Here is a 23,583-nt window from a genome sequence, read left to right as displayed (position 1 = left end):
AAGCCATTCTGTCATTAAAAATAGCAGAACAGCATTTGTTTAAATGTATTAATAATTAACTTTATATTGAATATCAACGTGTTAGAAGATATTCAAAGTTATTCACACTTGTAATAATTCAATTGTTATGCCATTACCTTTGGGACATCTTAAAAGTTTTTTTGCTAAAAGTGTAACAATGTACAAACACCTCCATCTATAGAATAAAGCAATTGTTTTTTTGACATCAACCAATCAAAATATCGAGCAGTTATTAGTGCTTTGTAAATCTTGTAACCAACGTGCGCAGTTAGAAGTTTACAATAGATACAACAAAGCCATGTATAACACAGCTTTGAGAATTGTAAAAGATTCTTATAAAGCTGAAGACATTATGCAAGAATCATTTTTAACGGCTTTTACAAAACTTGAAACTCTGGAGGATACCAAATTATTTGGTGCATGGTTAAAACGTATTGTGGTGAATAATAGTATTGCACATTACAACAAAACCGTAAAACAAAATGAAGTGCCTTTAGAAACAATAATGTATAAAGTTGAAGATGATAACGGCATTGAAGAGCATAGCCAAAACGATGATAAAGTGAAACAAATTATCAGTATAATGAAAACCTTAAAACCTAATTATAGTTTAGGATTAACGCTTCATCTCATTGAAGGCTATGATTATGATGAAATCTGTGATATTATGGATATTTCTTATGCTAATTGCAGAACCATGATTTCTAGAGCCAAAGAAAGTTTAAGAAAGAAATTAGAGCTAACAGCCTAAATTATTGATTTATGGAAAAAGATATTATAAAAGATTTGTTTGAAGGACTGAAAGGTGAGTTTGATATCAACGAACCTAAGTCAGGTCATGAAAGCCGTTTTTTAAAGAAACTGAATGCAACTGATGTTGCTTCTGTCGAAACCAAGAAAATTATAAACTTTAATTGGAAACCATTGATAGCTATTGCTGCCTCTGTAATTATTTGCTTAGGTGTATTTACGACTATCAATGCGCAACCAGAAGTTATGGATTTAGCAAGTGTTTCGCCTGAAATGTCCCAAACTCAAGATTTCTTTACAACCACAATTAATGCTGAATTAAAAAAGCTAAACAGTGAGCGTTCACCTTTAACTGAGCAAGTTATTACAGACGCTTTAAATCGAATTGAACTGTTAGAAAAAGACTATCAAAAGCTAAAAACAGATTTAACTGAAAGCAACAAAGACCAGCGTGTTATTTATGCTATGATCAACAACTTTCAGAACAGAATAGATGTTTTAAACACAGTTCTAGAACAAATTGAAACTATTAAAGAATTAAAAACCAACAATGATGAACCTAAAAATACACTTTAAAATAGCAATACTCGTTTTGCTAATGCCATTTATTGCATTAGCAAATACAAGCCCTAAGGTTGCTAAAACGACTAAAGAGCACAACATTAAGAAGTCTTTTAATGTATCTTCTAACGCTACGCTAAAAATCAGTAATAGTTATGGTAATCTCGAAGTGATTACCTGGGATCAAAACAAAATTGATTTTGATATTACCATTAAAGTTACTGGTAATAATGCCGAAAAAGTTGAAGACCGTTTAAAAAATATTGATGTTGAGTTTTCATCGAGCAACGATTATGTATCTGCCATTACCAAAATTGGAAAGAATGACAAAGGCTGGTGGAATTGGGGTAAAAAGATGAATCTTAAACTAGAGATCAATTATGTTGTAAAAATGCCAATGTCTGGCAACGTAGACCTTAATAACGATTATGGTTCAATAAACCTTGACAGATTAGAAGGTAGTGCCAAAATTATATGCGATTATGGCAAAATAACGACCAAAGAATTACTTTCAGACAATAACGAAATCCGTTTTGATTATACCAACAACAGTTACTTTGAATACATTAAAGGCGGAAGAATTAATGCCGATTATAGTGGCTTTACAGTAGCCAAAGCCGAAAACTTAAAAATCAATGCAGATTACTCCAATTCTGTTGTTGAAGTTGCAGAAAATGTAGAATATGTCTGTGATTATGGCTCTCTAAAAGTTGATAACGTCAATAACCTTAGTGGAAACGGAGATTATCTATCCCTTAGATTAGGAAACGTTTACAAAAGTGTTAGAGTTAGAGCTAATTATGGATCTTTTAAAATAGATCGTATGGCTTCAAAAGCCAAAAACATTGATATTGATTCGGAATTTATGGGCATTACCATTGGCTATGACAGCAACTATAGTTTTGATTTTGATATCAATTTAGAATACGCCTCATTGAGAGATTCAGACGCATTTAATTTTACCAACAAGGAAGTCGATTCTTTTGAAAAAAAATACAATGGTTATCACGGCTCTAAAGGTTCTGGCAACTATGTAAAAATAAAATCACAGTACGGAAGCGTAAGCTTTAAACAACAATAATCAAAAAAAAAAAAAAAAAACGAACAGTAACCAAACAATTCAAAAACATGAAATTATTAAAATCAATTATGCTAGTCGCTTTTCTCTTTAGTGTGACAACATCTTGTGCACAATGGGGAAAATGGAAAAAAGTTAAAGGCGATGGAAACATCACTACAGAAAACAGATCTACTGGCGATTATGATGGCTTAAAATCTGCAGGACCAATGAATTTTAAACTGGTACAAGGCAAAGAAGGAAACATTACGATTGAAGGCGATGCTAATCTTATGGAATACATTGTTACCAAAGTTGAAGATGGTAAACTCGTTGTAAAGGTTAAAGACGGAATTAATCTAAGACCAACAAAGACTATTATTGTAACAATTCCTTATGAATCTATCAACTCTGTATCCTTAGCTGGCTCTGGTGATATTGAAAATTCAGGGACTATAAAATCAGATCATTTTGATGTATCTATTGCAGGTTCTGGCGATATAGAATTAAATATTAGTTCTAATTCAGTAGAAAGTAGTATTTCTGGCTCAGGCGATATAGAGTTAAGTGGTTCTACCACAGATTTAATGACAAAAATAACAGGCTCTGGAGATTTTGATGGTAGCGATTTAGACAGCACTAATGTTACTGCAAAAATTACTGGTTCTGGTGGTGCTAACGTGGTTTGTAATGGTGAACTTAAAGTAAGAATTACAGGTTCTGGTGATGTAAAATATTCAGGAAACCCAACAAACAAAGACACTAAAGTAACAGGTTCTGGTAGCGTTAGCAACTAGTGCCCAATCAATCAACCAAAAAAGAAGAAAGGACAAGTGTTAGCTTGTCCTTTTTTATATTTATAATTCAGAATACTATATTAATCTCATATTCCTTATAATTCTAAAAAAATAGATAGAAAATACTAACTGAATAACATTAATTCCAAAATAAAAAATCTTTGAATTTGGCTCATATTTTATATAAAACTGATTTAAATATAAATTCAATTCAGTTTTATAAATCAAATCAGCATTTAATCCGAAACGACGCAATGATAGTAATAAAAAAGAGCCAAAAATAATTTTAACAGTCAAACCATAAATCGAGAATGGAAAAATTTGCACCAAATTTATTCCAAATAAAAAGTTGTATGCCATTCTATTTTCTGAATTATTCTTTCTGACCAGAATAAAAGAAAAGTAAATTCCCAAAAGACAAATTAATTGTGAAATAGCTATGTAATACAACTGAAATGAGTTTTCTAAAAAATAGAAAGTGTTCACTATAAAACTTAATAAAAATACTACTAGATGATATATCAATACTATGTTTCTCATATCAAAAAACCTATTTCGTCCCAGCTTCAAAATCTACTTTCCATTTTTCCCACTCGTCTAAGAAATAATTAAGAATAATTGGGTTGTCTAATGTATTCTGCTTAGTGTCTGCAATGGTAATATCCTTAGGAAAAATAAAGGCTTGCTCTATTTGGTTTGGGTTGAGATATTTTAAATCTTCTGGTAAAGCTTTAGTATCTACTTTACTGTCGTTTCCTTCATGTCTGGCAATAATAAATCCCCAATCTCCAAATGATGGTATATAGGTATGATAAGGTTGTACGTCTTCAAAAACTGATGCCAAGGTATTGTTGATACAACTAAAAACTTTATTTGAGAAATAGATTTCACCAGATTGTGTTACAAAAACACCATCTTTTTTAAGGTTTCGCTTTGCCATTAAAAAAAACTGCTTGCTGTACAATCTTGCCAATGCCTGATTGGTTGGGTCTGGCAAATCTGCAATGATTACATCGTACTTTTCAGTATTATTAAAAAGATAAGTAAACGCATCTTCAGGTATGAGATTTACTTTTTCATTTATTGCAGCATCAGCGTTAATGTCCTTTAAATACTTGTTCTCTTTTGCCAGATAAAACATGGTACTATCAATATCTACAACATCAACACGCTGCACAGAACTATGCTTTAGCACTTCTCTACTTGCTAAATTTTCGCCACCTCCAAGAATTAAAACACGCTTTGGGTTGTAATGCATCGCTAAAGGAATATGCACCAATGATTCATGGTAACGATGCTCATCTGCAGATGAAAATTGTATTACCCTATTTAGATACAACCTAACATCCCCTTGTGTTTTGGTCATTACAATTTTTTGATATGGTGTTTGCTCATTCAATACAATCGGACGCTTGTAAATTTTCTGATCCCAAACTTTTAAAAGTTTACCACCAAATAGCACCAAAACCAACAGTGCAATGACTGCTATAAACCCAAAAATACTGTTTCGTTTTTTGTCTTTGAGCAAGGTGTAATTCAAAAGAATACCTAAGACAATATTTACAATTCCGAAGATTAGCGACGAATAGTACAAGCCAACAAATGGAAGAATGATAAATGGAAAAATCAAGGTGGCAATAAGTCCACCAATATAATCTAAGGACAACACGTTAGAAAGGTTGTTTTTAATGTTGCTCTCCTCTAAGGCAAAGGTTAGTAATGGCACTTCCATACCTGTAAGTAAGCCTATTACAAAAATAATTGCCAAACAACTTATTTGTAAAACCATTGGAGATACGTACACAAATAGCATATAAAGCAGTGGCACAGAAACGCCTCCAATAAACCCAAGTAAATACTCAACATTGATAAAAAACGTCAGTGGTTTATCCTTAAAAAACTTAGACAAAAAGGCACCTATTCCCATAGAAAATAGATACACACCAATAATTATTGAAAACTGTCTTACTCCATCTCCCAAAAAATAAGTTGCAGTAGTACTGATTAATAATTCGTAGATGATTGAGCATAAACCTGCAATAAATACAGCAAATGGAATTAGTGCTTTTTTATTCATTAAAAATTGATTATGTTTGAGCAAATTAACCTGTCAAAGATGAATAAAAAAATTATAACTGGTCTTGCTTTAACTAAAAAAATAACGCTTATGGCTGCTGTAGCTGCTGCGTTAACACTTCAGAGTTGTGGCGACGACGATCCAAGTCCACACATTAAAGATGCACAGCAAGAAACTGTTTACGAATCTACTCAAGGTGTTATCACTGAGGTTGAAGAAGTAGAACCAGGGAATGATTATAAAATCATCGATGAGCGTTTAATTGACGATAAAGATAAATCTATTGCTATTGTACACACATTAGAAGGAACAACAGATACATTATCTTTAAGAAAAATGAAAAATGACGAGTCGTCTTACAGTCGTCATTCGGGTTTAAGAAGCATCCTATACTATTCGTTAGCCGCTTCTTATTTTAATAGAAGTTTACGCAACGTTACACCAAACCAAAGTAACTACAAAAACGCTTCTGCTTATAATAAATCTACAGGCTTAAAAAACGATTTAAGAAGCTCTGCAACATCTCGAAGAGTTAGTGTACCAGGAAAATCATCTAGAGGATATGGCAGCGGAAAGTCGTTTAGATCGTTTGGAGGATAGTCGTTTTAAAGAGATAAAACGTCTTAAAAAGAAACACGTTCCACATCGCTTACATTGGTATTTAGAAGAAGATTATTTTTCTGAAGAATTACTTGGTATTTACCGTTCTGAGGTAGAGCAACTACGTCGTATTTCTGATGAAGCGTTTTACTTATTTCAACGCGCTACAGACAAAATTATAGCCGAACATAAATTAGGTGAACTTGGTATTCCGTTATCGTTTCAAAAATGTATTGAGCATAGCTGGAAAAACAAGAACAAGCATCCATTTCTTTATGGTCGTTTTGATATTAATGGAGGTTTAAAATCTGATTATGGTCGCATTATTGAGTTTAATGCAGACACATGCAGTACATTGCCAGAAACTTTATTGTGGCAACCGCTTCAATTAGAACAATTAAAAGGCAATCCACAAAGTTTTAATACTTTAAAGTTTGATATAAAAGATGTTTTGTCTAATCTAAAATCTTATTTAGGTAAAGACAAACCCGTGTTTTTAGGCACTTCCTTTGGTTATATTGAAGACAAAGAAAACGTTAACTGCATTATAGATATTGCTTACGAAGCAGGCTATAAACCGTTTTATTCAGACTTGGAGTATGTTATTTTTTCTGATGAAGGTGTGTTTCATCAAATTGGTGATGAATATGAAGATGTTGATGTGCTTTTTAAAATGATTCCTTGGGATTGGATGTTTAACGATGAACCTGAATTAGCACATACGCTTTCTGACCTAATTTTAAACGATAAAGTGGTTGTTTTAAATCCACCCTATACAGCTATTTGGCAGAATAAAAAGTTTTTGGCTTATATCACACAGAACTTCCCGAATAACATATTGGCAGAAACGTATTTGAGCAAAGAGCCTAGCTTATACAATTATGTACAAAAGCCTGTTTATGGTCGCTTGGGTGAAAATATTTCTATTGAAGCTATGGGTAATTCTGAAGCCACATCTAAAGGTGATTTTGGACATCAGGATATGGTATTTCAAAAATTCTATCCACTAAACAAGGATGAAGAAAATTATTTTTATCAATTAGGAATGTTCTATACAACGAGAGCGTCTGCCATAAACTTAAGAGCACAAGGCTCTAAGATTATTACTGATGATTGTGAGTTTATGTCTCACTTTATTATATAAGATCTGGTGAAATAATAGAGATAGCCTCTCCCCTTTCAATCTGCTTTATAACAACTTTATCTGAGCTAAAAGACTCCATTAATAATTCTTGAATTTTCTTAGCGTCAAAAGGTCTGCATGAAAAAATATCTACTGCAGCAAATTGATGTTCTGGCCAGGAATGAATACTTACATGGCTTTCTTCTAAGAGAATAAAACCTGTGACACCTATGGGCTCAAACTGTTTGTAAGATTCATTGACTTTTGTGAGCTGTAATTCTTCAACTATGGCATTTAATACTGTTTTTACAGTAGGTATAAATGATAGCGTATCTGCATTACAGTTATACACATCCCAAGTGATATGTGTGCCGAGAGAGGTTTTCAAGATTTATGATAAATTATTCGTCCTCTGAATAGTCGTTATAAGAACTAAGCATTAAGCTCATAAATTCTGCAGGATCGTAAACTTTAACCAATGTTGTGTAAGATTCATCAGCATCTACTTCTACCATTTCTGGTAATGTTTCTCTTGGACCATAATCCCAAGTCACTTTATTGATAACATTAGTTAATACATCGTAGTTACCTTCAATCTCCATACCTAAAAATGTAACTACTTTGTTAGGTAAAGTAGAAGCATACGAATTTTGAAAAGCAGGTGGTCCGTAATATTCGTCAGCTACTAAATACTCAGATAACGACGGGTTAATCATGTATACAGACTCAGTGAAGTTATATTTTATTATACTATCATTCTCTAGAGTTAACTGATGCTCTCCTGGTCCCATTTCTACCCAAACAACATCTTTTGGTGGTACTAATACACGTAATGTATCTACTACAATTTCTACAGAGACATCTGTTGGATTGTCAATAGCTAGATCTACTTTACTACTACAAGATGAAAATACAGTTAAAAATAAAATAGAAAGAATAAATAGTTTTTTCATTACATATTGTTTAGTTACTGGCAATATAAGAATATTTATGAAGTATATATCGTAAATACTTAGAATAGTAACAAAAATCTAAAGTTTAATATAAATAAAGGTAATACGCTCAGTTATAACGGAATCATCTGTGGTACTTTCCGCATAGAATGCATCGTCAATAGCTACATACATGGAATTACCATTTCTAAAATATAGATTAGTAATACCTTCGTTATTAGTAATATAAATAGTGTTACCATCTTGTGACCAATCAAAAGTTGAAGCTTGATTAATACTAATACAGTTTATAAAAAAATCTTCACCACTATTATTAGGAGTAAAAGTAATGTCTGCATAAGACCTAAAAAACATAGTACCTGTTCCATCGGCATTAAATGTCATGGTTTCATTATTATAGCAGTCTATTTCATCTAAATAGTTGTTTGTAACAATACCATCGTTATCAATATCTCTTAAGTTATCGGTAACCCAACCTACAAGTATCCAGTCGCCAGGTGTTTCAACAAATTCTTGTTGGCAATCACCTAATTCTGAAAGTAATAATTGTAAAATTGCACTCTCACCACAAACTTCTAATTGATATTCTAATGCAGCCTTATACTGATTACATAATTGCTGGTAAGTATCTTCTGTATAGTTATTGAAATTATTCTCAGCTATTTCAGTAGCTTGCATCGCATCTGCACATAAATCATCATTATAACAATCATCTAAATTATCAGCAAGTAATTGCAAACTTCCATCGTCATCACCACAGATTTCTATCTGATTCAATAAAGCTTCCTTGTAATCTAAACAAAATTCATAGTAATCTTCTTGTGAAGTGTTAAGAAAGCTACTAAGAGCCATAGATGTAGCTTCTATAGCTTCTAGACAAGCTGTATCTTCAAAGATAATTTCACCTTCATAAGGCTCGTTATCACAGTTTACAGCCATAAAGAGTGTAGCAAATACAGCGAGTATAGAAATCTTCCTAACCATAGCATGCTAAAGTTAAGAATTAATTTTGAATTTATTTTTTAGGTACCCTTAACAATAAAATTATTCCGATTAAAAAGAACACAAAAAGAAATAGTATAGAATTACGCATACTACCTGTTATCTGATCTATAAAACCATAAATAAGCATTCCTATAACGATGCCTATTTTTTCTGCAACGTCGTAAAAGCTGAAATAGGATGTTGAATCTTCTGTTTCTGGCAAAAATTTAGAATACGTAGACCTAGCTAAAGATTGTACACCTCCCATTACTAAACCAACCAAAGAAGCAGCTATATAAAACTGAATAGGTGTTTTCATAAAATAGGCGTAAAAACACAAACACATCCATATAAAATTAACAGCAATTAACGTTGGTATATTTCCAAACTTAGAAGATGCTTTTGATGTTAACACTGCTCCAATTATCGCAACTAGTTGAATCACTAATATACTTACAATCAAGCCAGTTGTTTTAGCTTCATCACTTCCCCAATTAATTTCTTCCTCACCAAAATAGACAGCTACTAACATTATAGTTTGAACAGCCATACTAAATACAAAAAAGGCATTTAAATAACGTTTTAATCTTAAGTTGCCTTTTAGGTCTATCCAAACACTTTTCAATTCTTTAAAGCCATTGAATATGACATCCTTTGTAACCTTGTGTCCTGAAGAAGCACCTTTTGGTAAAATATAAAATGTATACTGGCTAAATCCTGCCCACCAGATTCCTACCGTTATAAATGAAACTTTCATAGCTTGAAATGAAGCCATATTCTTAGCTTTTTTTAACGCTTCAGCTATCTCTGCATCTGTTCCATTTTCTAAAATTGAAGTAGATATATTAACATCAAATCCAAACCAGCTCGGTTTCATTACCATTGCGAGATTTATCAATAAAAGAATAACGCTTCCTAGATACCCTAAACTAAAACCCTTTGCACTTATGCTATCCTGTTGTTCTTCGAATGCGATATCTGGCAAATATGAGTTGTAGTATACCAAACTTCCCCAATACCCAATTAATCCCATAAAATAGAATAACAAACTAAGATGTATTCTATCTAAACTAAACCAATACAAACCGATACAACCTGCAGAACCAACATAGCAGAAAAACTTCATAAAATTCTTCTTATTACCAATATAATCTGCAATACCAGATAAAATTGGTGATAAAAAAGCTACAACCAAAAACGTAAATGCGGTTACAAAAGTAATGAGCGCAGTACTTTTAAAATCATAGCCAAAAGCAGTTACTACTTTTTTCTCTGAAAGAAATAATGCCGAGTAAAAAATTGGAAAAATAGATGATGCTATTGTAAGGGTATATACTGAATTTGCCCAATCATAAAATGCCCAAGCATTAAGAAGTTTTTTACTTCCCTTTTTAAGTTCGCCCATATATATAAATTAAAAAAGCTGCTCTTTTTGAGCAGCTTCTAAAGTAATCATTTATTTTTTAAGCCAATATTAATTTATTGGTCTAAACGAAGTCACTCCAAACTTTTTTGCCTCCGCTTTTGCTTTTGGAGATAACTCTTGTAAAGTCTTAATTCTTGAGTCGTTACTTGGGTGTGTACTTAAAAATTCTGGTGGTGCTTGTCCTCCACTATTCGCCTTCATACGCTTCCATAATTCGGCAGCCTCGTCTGGATTGTATCCTGCAACTGCCATAAGAATTACACCTATTTTATCAGCTTCAGTTTCATGTGCTCTACTGAATGGCAACATGCCTCCTACGTTACTTGCTAATCCGTAAGCTTGCATCCACATCTGTTGTTTTTCTGGGCTTTCATTTCCTGTTGCTACAGCAACACCAATACCACCTAACTGTTGTAACATACCAGAACTCATACGTTGTTGACCATGATTTGCCAAAGCATGTGCAACTTCATGCCCCATAATTGCAGCTATTCCGGTTTCATTTTGGGCAATTGGTAGAATTCCTGTGTAAAAAGCTATTTTACCACCTGGCATACACCATGCATTTACTTGCTCTGATTCTATCAGCTTATATTCCCATTTATAATCATCTAAATAACCTTGATGTCCATTGGCATTTAACCAACGTTCTGCAGCAACTGCTATACGTTGACCTACTCTGGTTATCATTTCTGCATCCTTGGTTCCGGTAATAATTTTACTTTCATTTAAAACCTGATTGTATTGTGCGAAAGATGAAGGAAACAATTGGTCATTAGACACAAATGCCATTGTCTTTTTTCCTGTAAATGGATTTGTAGCACATGATACAATAACGGCTACTATTCCTAATATTGATATTCCTTTTTTAAAAGTCATAGCTAATGGGTTTAATTATGTATTTACTAATGTACGAAAATCTATTCGTAATTATAAGACACTTCTTTTGTTAGATGGTCACTTAGATTTTGCTTCTATTCCCATGATATGAAGTTCGGAGAAGTTTTTATCTACAACAAAAGAGTTTGTACCATTAGATTTTAAATGCTTTAAAGATATAACTTGATTATCTATCTGAATTTCTGAAATATCAAAAGGTAATCCATGAATGCGAATGTTGAATGTTTCGTATTCTGTAATAAACTTACCTTCTTTATATTGATTTATAATAAGCTCATTCTCCCTACCTGTAAGCCTAAAGTTTCTTAAGCTATAGCGCCCTTTTGTATAATCATAACCGTCATTAGCATCACTAAACAATTCGCTAACTTCTTTACCGTTTTTATAATATACATCTAGAGTAATCTCTTTTATTTCTTTTTCACCAACATACTGTTGTATTGGGAATTTTGGAATAATAGCACCTTCTTTTATAAAAATTGGCATGCTGTCTATATCTGCATCTATCCACATTTCTTTACCTCCTTTTATAATTTCATCTGTCCAGAAATTATACCAGTTTCCTCTAGGTATATACATTCTGCGACCTCTTGCATTTGGTTCTAAAACAGGACAAGCCAAAATCTGTTCTCCAAAAATAAACTCATCAGTTCTGTAATGGGTTTGAACATCATCTTGATCAAACATTACCAAAGATTTCAACAATGGTGTCCCATGATCTGCATAATTCCAAAAAGCAGTATATAAATACGGTAACAGTTGATACCTAAGCTCAATAAACTTACGTACAATATCTGTTACATCCTCATCAAAAGCCCAAGGTTCTTGGTCTCCATGATCACCAGATGAATGCACTCTAAAGAATGGGTGAAAAACACCTAATTGAATCCAACGTGTAAATAACTCTCCCTGTGGTTGCTCTGCAAAACCTCCTATGTCGCTTCCTGCAAATGAGAAGCCAGACATTGCTAAACGTTGTGCCTGAATATTCGCTATCCATAAATGCTCCCAAGTTGCTACGTTATCTCCTGTCCATGTAGATGTGTAACGCTGCGTACCAGAATATGCTGCTCTTGTGATTACAAATGGTCGTTTTGGGAATGAATATTTCTTTAATCCTTGATATGTTGCACGAGCCATTTGCATTCCATAAATGTTGTGCGCTTTTCTATGGCTGCAAGGGTTTCCGTCGTAATCATGCCTTACATCATCTGGAAAAGTTTTATTAGGCACTTCCATTACAGCAGGCTCATTCATGTCATTCCAAACTCCTTTAATGCCTATCTCTTCAATGAGTTCTTTAAATAAGCCAGACCACCAATCTCTTACTTCAGGATTTGTAAAGTCTGGAAAATAACACTCACCTGGCCAAACTTTTCCTTTCATATATGGACCATCAGCACGTTTACAGAAATAATCTTTTTCTAATGCTTCTTTATAAACTGAATAGTCTTTGTCTATCTTAATACCTGGATCTATTATGGCTACAGTTTTAAAACCTTGTTCCTTCAACTCCTTAACCATACCTTTTGGATCTGGAAAATAGTCCTTATTCCAAGTAAAGCAACGGAAACCGTCCATATAGTCGATATCTAAATAGATGGCATCGCAAGGAATTTGAAGTTTTCTAAACGTAGAAGTTATCTCTTTTACTTTACTTTCAGGATAATAACTCCACTTACATTGGTGAAAACCAAGTGCCCAAAGAGGCGGTAAATGATGTGGTTTTCCTGTTAAATCTGTATAACTTTCTACGACATCACTCATTTTTGGTCCGTAGAAGAAATAATAATTCATTTCACCTCCTTGCGCCCAAAAACTCGTTACATTCCGTCTTTCTTGAGCAAAATCGAATGAACTTCTAAAAGAATTATCAAAGAAAATACCATAAGCTTTCCCATGATGAAGTCCTGTATAAAAAGGAATAGCCTTGTAAATAGGATCTGTATCTTTTCCGTAAGCATAAGAATCGGTTACCCAATTATCATAACGCTTACCCTTTAAATTTAAGTGGTTAGGTTTATCTCCGAGTCCGTAATAACTTTCACCATCATTTGAGACTTTACTCATCTTTACGATGTTTCCACCGAACTCATAACTTTCTTCCCAATGAAAACCTATTTCATCTTGGTTTATTAAAATGTCATCTTTAACATCGTATAAAGAAACACGAAGGCTTTCTTTAGAAATTTCGCATCGTAATTTTGAAGTGATTACTACGTAAGAATCTTCATTTTCTTCAATTTCTAGCTTGTTGTAACCAATACTCGCATATTTAGTTATGGCATAAGAAAAATCGTTATCAAAAGTACCTACGGTTGTGTATCTAAATCTTAAAAGGCTATCGCGAACAACAGTTAATTGAAGAATAACATCATTGTCTGTTGAGAAATAAAGCTTATCTACATCTTTCTCGAAACCTATTATTTGTGAAGGAAACTGATTTCCTTTATTTTCTAATTCTGTATTTGTAATCATAGCATGATTTAATATAAAAGGGCGTGTAAAAAAACGGAAAAATTAGATATTAAGAAAGAGGTTAACACTGTTATTATACAGAATTGTTAACTACAACGTTTTCGAATAATATTTTTGCTTAAATCGCAATTAATAAACCGAATATCAAGACTTTATTTAGAATATTTTAATGCAACCATACCTAAAGGTGGAATATTAACCTCAACAGAATAGTCTCTGTATTGCCATGGTTCTGCTTTTACGGTTTGAATCGTATTTTTATACTTACCTGTACCAAAATATTTTTTCAAATCACTATTGAATATTTCTTTCAACTTGCCTTGTCTCGGAACTCCAATTTTATATTTATCTCTTGGCACTGGAGTCATATTACAAGCAATAATCAAATGGTCTTCTTTATCATTCCCTTTTCTAATGTATAACAAAACAGAATTTTCAGAATCGTTATAATCTATCCATTCAAAACCTTCACCTGTAAATTGTTTTTGGTGCAATGCTGGTTCATTTCTATACAAAGCATTTAAGTCCTTAATCAATGCTTGCACACCTTTATGTGGTGCATATTGCAAGAGATGCCAATCTAAGCTTTGTTGAAAATTCCATTCTTCACTTTGCCCAAATTCAGCTCCTTGAAATAATAAATTTGTTCCTGGATGTGTAAACATGTAAGAGTACAACAATCTTAAGTTCGCAAAACGTTGCCACTCGTCACCTGGCATTCTTCCTAAAATTGAGTGCTTACCATAAACAACTTCATCATGGCTTAGTGGTAACATAAAATTCTCTGTAAAAGCATATGTCATACTGAAAGTTAAGTCATTCTGATGATGCTTTCTATAAATTGGTTCTTTAGCAAAATACTGTAATGTATCATGCATCCAGCCCATCATCCACTTCATTCCAAAACCCAATCCACCAAGGTAGGTTGGTTTAGAAACCATAGGAAACGACGTTGATTCTTCTGCAATGGTTTGTACATCGGGAAACGAAGTGTAAACCGCTTCATTCATTTCGCGCATAAACGAGATAGCATCAAGATTTTCTCTGCCACCAAACATATTTGGTTCCCATTCACCTTCTTCTCTACTGTAATCTAAAAACAACATGGATGCAACAGCATCAACCCTTAGACCATCAGCATGGTATTGATCTAGCCAAAAAATGGCATTACTAATTAGGAACGATTTTACTTCATTTCTTCCGTAATTGAAGATTAAGCTTTTCCAATCTGGATGGTAACCTTTTCGTCTATCTGGATGTTCGTATAGAGCCGAGCCATCAAAAAAACCAAGTCCATGAGCATCTTCAGGAAAATGCGATGGTACCCAATCTAAAATGATTCCTATATCGTTTTGATGTAATTTATCTACTAGTAGTTTAAAATCTTCAGGATAACCAAAACGCGATGTTGGTGCAAAATAACCTGTAAGTTGATAACCCCAAGATGGATCATAAGGATATTCCATAATTGGCATAAGCTCTACGTGCGTAAAATTCATATCCTTTACATAGGTCACAAGATCTTCCGCAAGTTCTTCGTAAGTTAAGAATCTATTTTCTTCAACCTTCTTTTTCCACGAGCCTAAATGAACTTCGTAAACTGAAAAAGGAGCATCTAAAGCATTGTGATCCTTACGCTTTTTCATCCATTTGTTATCCTTCCACTTATAATCATCTTCCCAAACTATTGAAGCTGTATTTGGCGGATGCTCACAACGTCTGGCATACGGATCTGCTTTCTCTGTCTTTATATCGTTATGATGACTATGAATTTTATACTTGTAAATATTGCCTTTACCAACACCAGGTATAAAACCTTCCCAAATTCCGCTTTCATCCCAACGCACATTAAGTTTATGATCTCCTTCTAACCAAAAGTTAAAATCACCAACAACGGAAACTGATTTAGCACTTGGTGCCCAAACCGCAAAATAGGTACCTTCTACTCCATTAACGGTTGTGATATGAGAACCGAATTTTTCGTAAAGACGATAATGTTTACCAGATTTAAACAAATCGATATCAAAATCTGTAAATAAACTGTGTGCAATTACTTCTGCCATAAATTTAGTGGTTGATAATATTTGAAATTCCCTTTAACGGAATAACTGCCCAAAGTGGTCGAGAATTAAGCTCGTAACCTAATTCGTAAACTGCTTTTTCTAATAGTGAATATTTTAATAAAAATATACGTTCTTGCTGATAGCCAATGTTAATATTAGCATTTTGAATTTCTACAACATAAGTTCCTAAAAATAACCCTATAAAATATTGATACAAAATCTCGCCTGCCTTAAAAAGTTCTTCTTGGCTTTGCTTGTACTTCTCTTGGTTGTTGAAGATTGTTGCGTAAATGGCATAATGAAACGACCTAAATAATCCTGCAACATCCTTTAGTGGTGGCTGTTTTACTTTTCTGTCTCTAATGGTGCTTTCTGGTTCACCTTCAAAATCGAGGATGTAGAAATCATCGTTCTTAACGAGAATTTGACCCAAGTGGTAATCTCCATGTACTCTGAGTCGTTCGCCTTTTAACTTAGTCCAATCAAAATTTAAGAATCGTTTTCTAATTTCGTTTTTACGTTCCAGAAACTCATTTGCCAGTTCTAATGCCAAACCATCTAACTTATGAAGATTGTTCTCAACCGCATTTAAACGATTTTGAAATTGATACAACAATCTGTTTTTTAACCAAACTGTATAATCACCATTAAACCTTTCTGGCGTAAAGGATGTATCCTCAAACTCAGATCCCAAAGCTATATGCATCTCTGCGGTGCGTTTAGCTAGCGTCTGCATTTTTGTAAAGACATTTAAACCAGCCCAATCAATAATTTGCGCAGGAATATCTCTAATAGTCAATCGCTCAAAAGGTTCTGTGTGAGGCAGACGGTTTATGTTAATGTTTTTATACTCTAAATTTAAAAACACTTTATGAAGTTCCTGCAACATATAAGCCCAAGCATCACCTTCGTTTGGCACCAATTCGTTCATTAACGCAATGGTGATATTTATGTTTTCGTGGTCTTTAATTTGCATGCTTCCTAAGTAAGCAGGAGTATTTTTAAAATCTTTCTTTTCAGATAAAAAACGACTCATTTCATAATCAGGGTTGCGGTCTGCATAAATGCGTCTGAAGAATTTTAAAACATACTTATCATTATAAATAATGGACGTATTGCTTTGTTCCATACCCATAAATCTCGATGATTCGTACTTGCAATCATTAAATAATGAACTCTTTTTGTATTGTACTCGAGTACGATCTTTTGGTACAGCTGTTAGTATACGCTCAAAAACCACCTTTCTGAATGCTTCTAAGTTTATAGCATCTATTATAAAACCTTCTTGATTTTGAATGCTTATTGGTAAAATCCTGTCGTCCTTAGCAAAATTTTCATCAGACACAAAAGCTATAGGCAAAAAGTAATGTTGGTAAAAAGCTTCATTGAAATTAACTTCTAGTATAAGCCCATAGTATACTTCTTCGTTTTGTTGGATTCTGAAATATTCAGCAAGTTCAATATATTTTAGCTTACTCGACTTGCCACCGTACCAGCGTTGCTTTATGATATATTTTTCTAAGACGTCTGAAAGAAATGTTTTTACAAAATCTTCATTTTCCATCAACTCCTCCCACTGTACATTAAAATTGTACGGTGTTTTAAGATTGACTGATGTAGATTTCTTTTTAGACATTTCTATTTATTTATCTTAAATATATGAAATGGTAAGGTGGGATGCAACTCAATAAAATTCCATTCGTTATGCCAATTATAACTGCTTCCTGTAACTAAATCATTTACAGTTATTTGATGACCAGAATGGATTCCTAAATCTTGCAAAGGCAATTGAACCGTTCCTTGTTGTGCATAGTATTGTTCTAAACTAACAATGATTAATAACTCGTCTGTTTTTGAGTCATTCCATTTGTAAAAAGCCAATAGGTTATCGTTCTCTACATGGCAAAATTTAATGTTATTTGTTTGTTGTAATGCTTCATGTTGATGACGGATAGCATTTACCTTTGATATTATAGACGTCAGCTTATTTTGCACATCCCAATTGTAATGCTTCACTTCAAACTTCTCAGACATATAATATTCTTCTTTTCCAGGAATAGCATCATCTATCTGTTGTTCAAATACAGGGCCATAAATACCTATGTTAGAGCTTAATGTTGCAGCTAAAACATAACGTTGCAAATATTTAGACTCATTAGCTCCTTGTAAATGATAGGGATTGATATCTGGTGTATTTGGCCAAAAATTTGGTCTCATATACTCACGCTGATCGGATTGGGTAAGCTCTGTCATATACTCAATAAGCTCTTGCTTATTATTTCTCCAAGTAAAGTATGTATACGATTGTGTATATCCTTGTTTAGCTAATTGCTGCATTACCTTTGGCTTAGTAAATGCCTCTGCTAAGAAAAGGATATCTGGATGTTGTTTTTTTACTTCAGCTATAATCCAATTCCAAAAATAATAAGGTTTTGTATGCGGATTATCTACTCTAAAAACTTTGATACCACAATCTATCCAGTACATTAAAATGTCTAAACATTCTTTCCAAAGGTTTTTATAGTCTTTACTTTCCCAGTAAATTGGTAAAATATCCTGATATTTTTTTGGAGGATTCTCAGCATACTGAACTGTTCCGTCTGGTCTCCATTTAAACCAATCTGGATGCTCTTTTACCCAAGGATGATCTGGTGCTGCCTGTAATGCGTAATCCATAGCAATTTCAATACCCAAATCTTTAGCTTTTTTAATCAATGCTTTAAAGTCTTCAACTGTTCCTAGTTGTGGGTGAATATCTTTATGACCTCCATATTGCGAGCCAATTCCCCAAGCCGAACCTACATCTCCTTCTTTGGCATTGGTTGTGTTGTTTTTTCCTTTACGATTAACTTCACCAATTGGATGAACTGGTGGAAAATACAAGGTATCAAAACCCATTTCTGCTATTCGAGGTAATAAACGCTCACAATCTTTAAATGTTCCATGTTGACCTTCGGTTTGAGAAGAAGATCTAGGGAAGAATTCATACCAAGTGCTGAAAAGTGCTTTCTTTCTATCTACATAGATTTGTAATTCTTTAGATGCATTAGCCAAATGCTTTTCTGGATATTTTACAAAGATATCATGCAGTTTGTGAGATGTTGCTTCTTTGATAGCATCATCATATTTGTCCTCATTTTCAAAACAATCTATGCAATGGGCTAAGTATTCTTTTTCCTTTTTTGAAGCTTTTTTTAGTAATGGTTTAAGGTAAGTTACCCCTTCTAAAAGCTCTGACCTTACATGCTGATTATCGTCAATTTTTCGTTCAATACCATGTTGCCAATTTAATGCATAGTCTACCCAACCTTCAACCTTATAAGTGTAAAAGCCTTGTTTTTCTACTGTAAATGAGGCTTTCCATTCGTCATTAACTACATGATGCATTCTTACCTCGCTCCATTTTCGTTCTTTTTCATGCTTATAAAGTACAGAAGCCGCAATAACATCATGTCCATCTACAAGGACATGAGCATCTACATTTACAACTTCGTTTACAATGCGTTTTATATAAAACTCACCACAGTTAATTTGAGGCGTAACTGTGTCTATGACAACACGTCTTTGGTTTTGCATATTGCTATTTTGATTGTTTATTATGTAACGAATGTAATATACATTATCGACATTTAAAAAGAATAAATGTGGTTAATTAAACTACATCGTTGTATTACTTTTGGGTACTAATTTGTTTTTATTCATTTTTATAAAAGTTATTCAAAACATTAAGACAATACGTCTTTTACCTTTTCATCTTTTGTAACCTTAGATAGATTTATTGCTGTTTCAACAAGTGCTAAATGAGAATAGGCTTGTGGAAAATTTCCTAACAGTCGTTTTGTTTTAAAATCTAAATCCTCACTAAACAATCCTAAATGATTACTGTAAGACAATAATTTTTCAAAATGTTTTACAGCTCTTTCTTCCTCTCCTATCTTAAATAAGCTATTTATAAACCAAAATGTACAAATGGTAAACGATGAGGATGGTAAACCAAAATCGTCTTTATTTTTATAACGGTACAAAAGCCCATCATGAGATAACTCTCGTTCTATAGCTTTTACTGTACTTACATATTTGGGATGCTTAGCTTCTATAAATCCATAGTTTTCCATCAATAAAACAGAAGCATCTAAATCGTCTGAGCCGTAAGCTTGTGTAAAAGCCTGAGCCGAATCACTCCAAGCATTAACCATAATATCTTCTCTAATGGCTTGTTCTAATAATTGCCAACGAGCCAACTTTGAAGTTTTACCTAATAATTTGCCAACTTTTATGGCTTTATCTACAGCTGTCCAGCATAAAACCTTAGAAAAGGTAAAATGCTGATCTTCTGATCTAAATTCCCATATACCTTTGTCGGGTTCTTTCCAGTGCTTGTTTACAACCCAAACAATACCTTTTGTAATATTCCATAAGTCTTCACCATCATCTATATCATTACTAAAGTCTAATAACAATTGATGAATCATGTCCATTAAAATACCATAAATGTCATTCTGTTTTTGTTTATAGGCAGCATTACCTATCCTTACTGGACTAGAATTTTTATAACCCGCTAAGTGTTCTAAAAACGCTTCTGTTAACTTCTTTTCACCATTAATACCATACATAATTTGAAGTTTTTCGTCCTTATCCGGTATTAGGTTGATAATAAATTTTAAGTATCGTTTTGCTATATTTTTATGTCCTAAGGTTGACATTACTTTTATAACCATGGATGCATCACGAATCCAACAAAATCTGTAATCCCAATTTCTTACTTCTCCTATTGTTTCTGGAAGAGAAGTCGTAATAGCTGCTAAAATTGCTCCTGTCTTATCATAACTAAGCAATTTTAATGTCATAGCACTTCTTGCTATTTGAGAGTTATATTTTTTGTAAGATGTTGTACGCTCCATCCAATTTAACCAATAGACTTTGGTGCGTTCTAACTCTAAACGCGCCATTTTTAAAGTGGGTACAAAAAGCTTTTCATGATAGCCTACAAGTAAAAAGTGATCTGAGGTAATTTTAATATCTTCACCTTTTACAACTTTGTCTTTATCTAAATCTGTATATAAAAACAAGGTGTCGTACGTTTCTTTATCAGTTAAGCTAACTATAAAATCGTTTTTTATATACGTACTGGTCTCTCCTTTTGCATATTCTAATTTAGGATCGTAAACAACCTTTACAGTAGGTTTACCAGAAATGTATTTTATATATCTAATGAATTCTGGAGGAGAGTGGTAAGTACCATTTTGCTTGTAATATCTCGGCATAAAGTCTCTAACTTCAAAAGCATCTAAACCGTTACTAAATCTCGTAACCAAAACTACTGTATTCTCAATATATTGCTGGCTTATTTGATAACTATCATCGACCTCAAAACCAAAGGAACCTCCAATATTTTCATCTAATAGTTTTCCAAAAACAGAAGGTGAATCAAACTGAGGCAAACAGCACCAATCTACAGAGCCATTTTTTGAAATTAGAGCAGCACTTCTACAATTACCAATAACACCATAATCTAAATTGTTCATCAAATCTTTGTTTTTTATAATGTAAAACCTTTTATTTTCTTTAAATTAACGAAAACCTATCAATTAGCACAAATAATCTTTATGAATAAAACTATAATCGTTTCAAATCGTTTACCTCTTCAGGTTTCTATCCAAGAAAATTCTCTAGAAATTGTACCAAGTGTTGGCGGCTTAGCCACAGGAATGAAATCGGTACACGCAGAAGGTAATGGCATTTGGATTGGTTGGTCTGGAATACCAGAAAATGAATTAAGTACAGAGCTTTCTAATGAAGTGCAATCTAAAATTAGAAACGAAAAATGTGTTTCTGTTCCACTTACCAACCAAGATATAGAAGAATATTATGAAGGTTTTAGCAACAGAGCACTTTGGCCATTGTTCCATTACTTTATGGAATATTCAAAATTTGAACAGAAAGAATGGGAAGCGTATAAACGTGTTAATGAAAAGTTTGCTGAAGTTGTAATTGATAATTTAGAAGATGGAGATACGGTTTGGGTACACGATTACCAATTATTATTATTACCACAGCTTATAAAAGACAGAAAGCCCAATACAACTATTGGTTTCTTTTTGCACATCCCTTTTCCTTCGTATGAAATTTTTAGAACTTTTCCGTGGCGTGAAGAAATCCTAACCGGAATGTTAGGTGCCGATTTGTTAGGTTTTCATACGTATGATTACGAACGTCATTTTCTAAGTTCTGTAAAACGAATATTGCGATTAGATGTGCAATTCAACGAGATTAGTTACCATGACAGAATAATTAAAGTCGATTCTTTCCCAATGGGAATTGATTATGATAAATTTTATAACGCTGCTTTAGAGCATCATAATGAGTCTAGAGAAAAGTCGGACCTTAGAAAGCGTCTTGAAGAACACATAACTGAGGATAAAAAACTGATATTATCCATTGACAGAATGGACTATACCAAAGGTATTCCCAACAGGATTAAGGCTTTTGAATACTTTCTAGATACTTACTCAGAATATAAGGAAAAAGTTAGATTGGTAATGTTAGCTGTGCCTTCGCGCTCTAATGTTCCGCAATACCAAAAACTAAAACGCGAAACGGATGAACTTGTTGGTAGAATAAATGGAAAATTTGCAACGGTTAGTTGGACACCTATTTGGTATTTCTATAGGTCACTACCATTTGATGACTTAATTGATCTTTATATTTCATCTGATGTGGCTTTAATTACACCTATTAGAGATGGAATGAATTTAGTAGCCAAGGAGTATGTAGCGACTAGAACCAATGGCAATGGTGTGCTTATTCTTAGTGAAATGGCTGGTGCTTCTAAAGAAATGAACGAAGCGCTTTTAATAAACCCAAATAGTTATGAAGCTTTTGCAGTTAATCTAAAGCGTGCCTTAACCATGCCTTTAGAGGAACAAAAAACACGAATAAAGTTTTTGCAAAAGCGCTTAAAACGTTATGATGTTGAGAAATGGGCTGATGAATTTTTAAAGTCTCTAGAGAGTACAAAAAATGTAAAGAATCAAAAGGTTACCAAAAAACTTTCTAGTGATTATGAAACAGAATTTATAAAAAGCTTTAAAGATAAAGACAAAAGACTGCTCCTTTTGGATTATGATGGAACACTTGTTGGGTTTAAAGATAATCCTCAAGATGCAGAACCAGACGAGGCTTTATTCAATCTATTAGATAAATTACAAGAAAAATCTACTTTAGTACTTATAAGTGGACGAGACAGAGATACTTTTCAACGATGGTTTGGACACAAGCCTTATAATCTTGTAACCGACCATGGTGTTTGGCTTTATAAAAATAAAGAATGGAAAGCCTTAGAGCGTTTAAAAACAGACTGGATGCAAAACATAAGACCAATATTAGAAACTTTTGTAGACAGAACACCAGGAACGTTCATAGAAACAAAAAACTATTCCTTAGCGTGGCATTACAGAAAAGCAGATCCTGAACTTGCCAAAATCCGTACGATAGAACTTAATACTGTCCTCACGAGTATGGTGGCTAACAATGGTTTGTCTATTTTAAAAGGAAATAAAGTTATTGAAATAAAAAGCAGCAACGTTAATAAAGGACGTGTTGTAAGCCGCTTGCTCACTCAACAAGATTATAATTTTGTATCTGTTATTGGTGATGACTGGACAGACGAATACATGTTTGAAGAAGCACCCGATTGGGCCTATACCATAAAAGTTGGCTTCACCAAAACCAAGGCAAAATTTCAAATACAAGACACTGAGAAAGTACGCGAATTACTTCAACAATTATAAATG

18 protein-coding genes are annotated in these 23,583 nt (G+C 33.3%); 7 read left to right on the top strand and 11 right to left on the bottom strand.

Features of this window, described 5'->3' with window-relative positions; genetic code table 11:
- The first annotated feature begins 220 nt into the window (after positions 1–220).
- Genes MST30_RS13085 through MST30_RS13070 form a run of 4 tightly spaced genes read left to right on the top strand, consistent with a single transcriptional unit; the run spans position 221 to position 3,186 of the window.
- Positions 221–772 (top strand): RNA polymerase sigma factor, encoded by a 552-nt coding sequence (locus tag MST30_RS13085; protein WP_243471851.1) that lies wholly within the window; start codon positions 221–223, stop codon positions 770–772.
- 11 nt (positions 773–783) lie between these two features.
- Complete coding sequence (locus tag MST30_RS13080) at positions 784–1,347, top strand: hypothetical protein (RefSeq protein ID WP_243471850.1); 564 nt, start codon at positions 784–786, stop codon at positions 1,345–1,347.
- A complete protein-coding gene (locus tag MST30_RS13075; protein WP_243471849.1) occupies positions 1,322–2,413 on the top strand; it encodes a hypothetical protein in 1,092 nt (363 codons plus the stop codon). The genes MST30_RS13080 and MST30_RS13075 overlap by 26 nt, the downstream gene beginning before the upstream one ends.
- A gap of 47 nt (positions 2,414–2,460) precedes the next feature.
- A complete protein-coding gene (locus tag MST30_RS13070) occupies positions 2,461–3,186 on the top strand; it encodes a head GIN domain-containing protein (protein WP_243471848.1) in 726 nt (241 codons plus the stop codon).
- Positions 3,187–3,736: 550 nt separating this feature from the next.
- On the opposite strand, the gene MST30_RS13065 is transcribed toward MST30_RS13070, so the two are convergent.
- Positions 3,737–5,263: a polyamine aminopropyltransferase gene (locus MST30_RS13065; protein ID WP_243471847.1), complete on the bottom strand. Its 1,527-nt coding sequence runs from the start codon at positions 5,261–5,263 to the stop codon at positions 3,737–3,739.
- A 39-nt stretch (positions 5,264–5,302) separates the two neighbouring features.
- Between MST30_RS13065 and MST30_RS13060 the strand changes: the two genes are divergently transcribed.
- On the top strand, positions 5,303–5,863 hold the full coding sequence (locus tag MST30_RS13060; protein WP_243471846.1) for a Cj0371 family chemotaxis-regulating polar lipoprotein: 561 nt from the start codon (positions 5,303–5,305) through the stop codon (positions 5,861–5,863).
- On the top strand, positions 5,826–7,007 hold the full coding sequence (locus MST30_RS13055; protein ID WP_243471845.1) for a glutathionylspermidine synthase family protein: 1,182 nt from the start codon (positions 5,826–5,828) through the stop codon (positions 7,005–7,007). Before MST30_RS13060 ends, MST30_RS13055 begins: the two co-directional genes overlap by 38 nt.
- Here the strand turns inward: MST30_RS13055 and speD are convergent.
- The 10 genes from speD to MST30_RS13005 all read right to left on the bottom strand — a co-directional run bounded on the left by speD (position 7,000) and on the right by MST30_RS13005 (position 21,315).
- On the bottom strand, positions 7,000–7,374 hold the full coding sequence (gene speD / locus MST30_RS13050; protein WP_243471844.1) for an adenosylmethionine decarboxylase: 375 nt from the start codon (positions 7,372–7,374) through the stop codon (positions 7,000–7,002). The two genes, MST30_RS13055 and speD, sit on opposite strands and share 8 nt — an antisense overlap.
- Positions 7,375–7,387: 13 nt before the next feature.
- Complete coding sequence (locus MST30_RS13045) at positions 7,388–7,939, bottom strand: hypothetical protein (RefSeq protein WP_243471843.1); 552 nt, start codon at positions 7,937–7,939, stop codon at positions 7,388–7,390.
- Between the two features lie 78 nt (positions 7,940–8,017).
- A complete protein-coding gene (locus MST30_RS13040; RefSeq protein ID WP_243471842.1) occupies positions 8,018–8,923 on the bottom strand; it encodes a hypothetical protein in 906 nt (301 codons plus the stop codon).
- Positions 8,924–8,954: 31 nt separating this feature from the next.
- Positions 8,955–10,328 carry an MFS transporter gene (locus MST30_RS13035; protein WP_243471841.1) on the bottom strand — a complete coding sequence of 458 codons (1,374 nt, stop codon included), beginning with the start codon at positions 10,326–10,328 and terminating at the stop codon, positions 8,955–8,957.
- Positions 10,329–10,397: 69 nt separating this feature from the next.
- Positions 10,398–11,228, bottom strand: coding sequence for a M48 family metallopeptidase (locus MST30_RS13030; protein ID WP_243471840.1), 831 nt, complete (start codon positions 11,226–11,228; stop codon positions 10,398–10,400).
- 78 nt (positions 11,229–11,306) lie between these two features.
- Complete coding sequence (locus MST30_RS13025; protein ID WP_243471839.1) at positions 11,307–13,727, bottom strand: glycoside hydrolase family 31 protein; 2,421 nt, start codon at positions 13,725–13,727, stop codon at positions 11,307–11,309.
- 152 nt (positions 13,728–13,879) lie between these two features.
- Positions 13,880–15,790, bottom strand: coding sequence for a 1,4-alpha-glucan branching protein GlgB (glgB, locus tag MST30_RS13020; RefSeq protein WP_243471838.1), 1,911 nt, complete (start codon positions 15,788–15,790; stop codon positions 13,880–13,882).
- Between the two features lie 4 nt (positions 15,791–15,794).
- Positions 15,795–17,426 (bottom strand): phosphotransferase, encoded by a 1,632-nt coding sequence (locus MST30_RS13015; protein ID WP_243471837.1) that lies wholly within the window; start codon positions 17,424–17,426, stop codon positions 15,795–15,797.
- Positions 17,427–17,428: 2 nt separating this feature from the next.
- The gene (locus MST30_RS13010) at positions 17,429–19,366 is read right to left on the bottom strand and encodes an alpha-1,4-glucan--maltose-1-phosphate maltosyltransferase (RefSeq protein WP_243471836.1); all 1,938 of its coding nucleotides are present in this window, start codon (positions 19,364–19,366) and stop codon (positions 17,429–17,431) included.
- Between the two features lie 149 nt (positions 19,367–19,515).
- Positions 19,516–21,315 carry a glycoside hydrolase family 15 protein gene (locus MST30_RS13005; RefSeq protein WP_243471835.1) on the bottom strand — a complete coding sequence of 600 codons (1,800 nt, stop codon included), beginning with the start codon at positions 21,313–21,315 and terminating at the stop codon, positions 19,516–19,518.
- Between the two features lie 81 nt (positions 21,316–21,396).
- On the opposite strand from MST30_RS13005, the gene MST30_RS13000 reads away from it, so the two are divergent.
- Positions 21,397–23,580 (top strand): bifunctional alpha,alpha-trehalose-phosphate synthase (UDP-forming)/trehalose-phosphatase, encoded by a 2,184-nt coding sequence (locus MST30_RS13000; protein WP_243471834.1) that lies wholly within the window; start codon positions 21,397–21,399, stop codon positions 23,578–23,580.
- Positions 23,581–23,583 lie beyond the last annotated feature (3 nt).

It is taken from the genome of Winogradskyella sp. MH6 (genome assembly GCF_022810765.1).
Classification (GTDB): domain Bacteria; phylum Bacteroidota; class Bacteroidia; order Flavobacteriales; family Flavobacteriaceae; genus Winogradskyella.
This window is presented reverse-complemented; position numbering and strand designations above follow the sequence as displayed.

Bases quoted from the DNA above. Each gene is read 5' to 3' on its own strand.
- MST30_RS13080 (WP_243471850.1), top strand. From the start codon at position 784: ATGGAAAAAGATATTATAAAAGATTTGTTTGAAGGACTGAAAGGTGAG.
- MST30_RS13075 (WP_243471849.1), top strand. From the start codon at position 1,322: ATGATGAACCTAAAAATACACTTTAAAATAGCAATACTCGTTTTGCTA.
- MST30_RS13070 (WP_243471848.1), top strand. From the start codon at position 2,461: ATGAAATTATTAAAATCAATTATGCTAGTCGCTTTTCTCTTTAGTGTG.
- MST30_RS13065 (WP_243471847.1), bottom strand. From the start codon at position 5,263: ATGAATAAAAAAGCACTAATTCCATTTGCTGTATTTATTGCAGGTTTA.
- MST30_RS13060 (WP_243471846.1), top strand. From the start codon at position 5,303: ATGAATAAAAAAATTATAACTGGTCTTGCTTTAACTAAAAAAATAACG.
- MST30_RS13055 (WP_243471845.1), top strand. From the start codon at position 5,826: ATGGCAGCGGAAAGTCGTTTAGATCGTTTGGAGGATAGTCGTTTTAAA.
- MST30_RS13045 (WP_243471843.1), bottom strand. From the start codon at position 7,939: ATGAAAAAACTATTTATTCTTTCTATTTTATTTTTAACTGTATTTTCA.
- MST30_RS13040 (WP_243471842.1), bottom strand. From the start codon at position 8,923: ATGGTTAGGAAGATTTCTATACTCGCTGTATTTGCTACACTCTTTATG.
- MST30_RS13035 (WP_243471841.1), bottom strand. From the start codon at position 10,328: ATGGGCGAACTTAAAAAGGGAAGTAAAAAACTTCTTAATGCTTGGGCA.
- MST30_RS13030 (WP_243471840.1), bottom strand. From the start codon at position 11,228: ATGACTTTTAAAAAAGGAATATCAATATTAGGAATAGTAGCCGTTATT.
- MST30_RS13025 (WP_243471839.1), bottom strand. From the start codon at position 13,727: ATGATTACAAATACAGAATTAGAAAATAAAGGAAATCAGTTTCCTTCA.
- glgB (WP_243471838.1), bottom strand. From the start codon at position 15,790: ATGGCAGAAGTAATTGCACACAGTTTATTTACAGATTTTGATATCGAT.
- MST30_RS13015 (WP_243471837.1), bottom strand. From the start codon at position 17,426: ATGTCTAAAAAGAAATCTACATCAGTCAATCTTAAAACACCGTACAAT.
- MST30_RS13010 (WP_243471836.1), bottom strand. From the start codon at position 19,366: ATGCAAAACCAAAGACGTGTTGTCATAGACACAGTTACGCCTCAAATT.
- MST30_RS13005 (WP_243471835.1), bottom strand. From the start codon at position 21,315: ATGAACAATTTAGATTATGGTGTTATTGGTAATTGTAGAAGTGCTGCT.
- MST30_RS13000 (WP_243471834.1), top strand. From the start codon at position 21,397: ATGAATAAAACTATAATCGTTTCAAATCGTTTACCTCTTCAGGTTTCT.